The 3093-nt window shown below is 38.4% G+C and carries 2 protein-coding genes; both read left to right on the top strand.

Going from position 1 to position 3093, the window contains the following annotated elements; genetic code table 11:
* Positions 1 to 1115 (top strand): relaxase/mobilization nuclease domain-containing protein (locus tag ACE5CV_RS12340; RefSeq protein WP_374950483.1); only part of this gene is annotated, 1115 nt, incomplete at its 5' end.
* A gap of 10 nt (positions 1116 to 1125) precedes the next feature.
* A complete protein-coding gene (gene mobC, locus ACE5CV_RS12335) occupies positions 1126 to 3063 on the top strand; it encodes a conjugal transfer protein MobC (RefSeq protein ID WP_374950482.1) in 1938 nt (645 codons plus the stop codon).
* The last annotated feature ends 30 nt before the right edge of the window (positions 3064 to 3093 follow it).

Here is a 3093-nt window from a genome sequence, read left to right as displayed (position 1 = left end):
CATTCAACAACAAGTTGGAAAGGCTGACAGATCTTGCGAAACGTAACCAGCTTACACTTGTCAATACCTTGCATGTTTCATTAAATTTTGCAGTAGGTGAAAATTTGGATAAAGATATTCTTCAGCAGATTGCAGATGACTACATGGAAGGCTTGGGTTTTGGAAAACAACCTTATTTAGTATATCAGCATCATGATGCGGGACATCCCCATTTACATATCGTAACAACTAACATTAAGCCCGATGGTAAACGAATTAGCTTTCATTTATTGGCAAATAAAGCATCCGAAAGTTCCAGAAAACAAGTTGAGTTGACCTACAACCTTGTTAAAGCAGAGGATGAGGGAAAGCAACAAAATAACATTGGCAAGCCGTTGGAACAAGTAAATTATGGCAAGTCAGAAGTTAAAAGATCAATCACAAATGTTGTAAATGAAGTGGTGAGAGCCTACAAATTTACCAGCATTCCTGAACTGAATGCCGTACTCAATCAGTACAATATTACCGCAGATCGAGGGTCTAAAGATTCAAGAATGTATGAAAAAAATGGGTTGGTTTATTGGGTTTTGGATGAAAAAGGTAACAAACTTGGGGTGCCTATCAAGGCGAGCAGCATCTATGGCAAGCCCACTATGATGACACTTGAAGACCGCTTCCGACTAAATGAGGTGCTTCGAAAACCTTTAAAAGAGGACTTAAAAACTAAACTGGATAAAGCATTATTAAAGCCGCTGTCAAAATCCGCTTTTCAAAAACAATTGAAAACGGAAGGTATTCAAGTCATATTTCGGCAGAATGAGGAAGGCCGGTTATATGGAATCACATTCGTTGACCATAAATCAAAGGCGGTATTTAACGGCAGTGATCTTGGTAAAATGTATAGTGCAGCATCACTCACAGGTTGGTTCAAACCCGAAAATGATACCCTGAAAAACCCCAATAAAGATTTCCACTCTCAAAAATTTACTGACAATTTTTCAGGTTTTGCTTCTTCTGATAATAACGGAGATTCTTTATTGGATATGCTATTTAAAGAGGAACAGCAGGACATGGCCGCCATCGGCAGGCTTAAACAAAACACGCGGAAGAAGAAACGAAAAGGTCATTCACTTTAATTTTTAGATTATGCAAACCGGAGAAAATGAACAGGCACTTAGAAAGATAATTGACTTTACAAGATTGTTGAGTTTAGCACTATTGATCGTGCATTTTTACTTATCATGTTACCCCGCTTTTCAGGAATGGGGTTTAACAAAACCGTTGGTTAATCATGTGGTATTGCCGCTATCCAGGATGGTTATTTTTAAAACAGTGTTATATGCAAAAGCATCTGCACTGCTGTTGTTACTGGCTTCTTTAATTGGTAGCAAAGGCAAAAAGGACGAAACGATAAGGATTAAAACAATCGTTACTTATTGTTTATCAGGCTTGATAATTTTCTTTATCAGCAATCTGTTATTGCGCTTAAATTACCCATTCAATACGATTACAATACTGTATATCAGCTTAACTTCATTGGGGTATTTTTTAATAATGTCCGGGGGAAGTCTGCTTTTCAGGATGATTAAATTGAACCTGGGCAAAGATATTTTTAATAAAGACAATGAATCCTTCCCGCAGGAAGAGCGGCTACTCGAAAATGAATATTCTATTAATCTCCCTGCAATCTATAACCTTAAAGGTAAACCCCGTAAAAGCTGGATAAACATTATTAATCCGTTCAGAGGCACATTGATTGGCGGGAGCCCAGGTTCGGGCAAGTCCTACTTTGTAATCCGACATATCATCACACAGTATATCCAAAAAGGATTTACCATGTTGGTTTATGATTTTAAGTATGATGACTTAACGAAAATAGTTTACAACGCATTATTGAAATACGGCCATTTGTACAAAGTGAAGCCGGTGCAATACGTTATCAATCTTGAACAGATCATGCACCGGGCTAATCCGTTAGAACCACATACGATGATTGATATTACCGATGCTATAGATTCCAGTCGCACGATTATGCTCGGCCTAAACCGCGAGTGGATAAAAAAGCAAGGGGACTTTTTTGTTGAATCACCAATTAACTTTATTACCGCTATCATGTGGTTTTTGAAAAAATATGAGAACGGGCGCTATTGTACACTTCCGCATGTGATTGAACTGGCGCAGGTTGATTACAAGGATCTATTTGAAGTGTTGTTACAGGAGCCGGAAATAGAGGTGCTAATTAATCCCTTTGTATCTGCCTGGAAGAATGAAGCTTATGAACAACTCGAAGGACAGGTAGCAAGTGCAAAGATCAGTCTGGCCCGTATATCATCCCCACAATTGTATTACGTGTTAAGCGGCAACGATTTTTCACTGGATATAAATAACCCCGAAGAACCAAAGATCGTGTGTTTAGCCAATAATCCGCAGAAGTCACAGGTTTATGGCGCGGTACTATCCTTATACATCAACCGCATTAATAAGTTGGTCAACCGTAAAAATCAACAAAAATGCAGTATGATATTCGATGAGTTCCCTACCATTTACTTTAATGGCATCGACAATCTTATTGCTACAGCGCGATCAAACAAAGTAGCAGTAACGTTAGCTGTTCAGGATTACAGCCAGTTAAAAAAAGACTATGGGCGTGAACAGGCAGAGGTGATTTTAAATATAGTGGGTAACGTGGTTTTTGGACAAGTAACCGGCGACACTGCAAAGCAGTTGTCCGAACGCTTCGGCAAGATTAATCAGGAAAAGGAAAGCGTTTCTATCAACAGCCAGGACACTTCTATCAGTAAATCAGTACAATTGGACTACGCTATACCGGCTTCCAAAATATCCGGACTTTCTTCAGGTGAGTTTGTGGGAATGGTTGCCGATGATCCCGATAATAAAATCGACTTAAAAACCTTTCACAATGCTATTCAAAACAACCATGAGGCCATAAGGGAGGAGGAAGCGAAATATCATCCTATACCATTAGTAAGGGATTTGGATCAGGCAGAAGTATTGATGAATTACCATCAAATAAAAGAAGATATCAAAATTTTGGTTGAAACGGTGATAAGTCAGCTTTGTTGAATTAAGTAATTATTTTGCTTATTATTTATA

Origin of the sequence: Mucilaginibacter sp., assembly GCF_964263795.1 — a bacterium.
GTDB lineage: Bacteria > Bacteroidota > Bacteroidia > Sphingobacteriales > Sphingobacteriaceae > Mucilaginibacter.
This window is presented reverse-complemented; position numbering and strand designations above follow the sequence as displayed.

Bases quoted from the DNA above. Each gene is read 5' to 3' on its own strand.
- mobC (WP_374950482.1), top strand. From the start codon at position 1,126: ATGCAAACCGGAGAAAATGAACAGGCACTTAGAAAGATAATTGACTTT.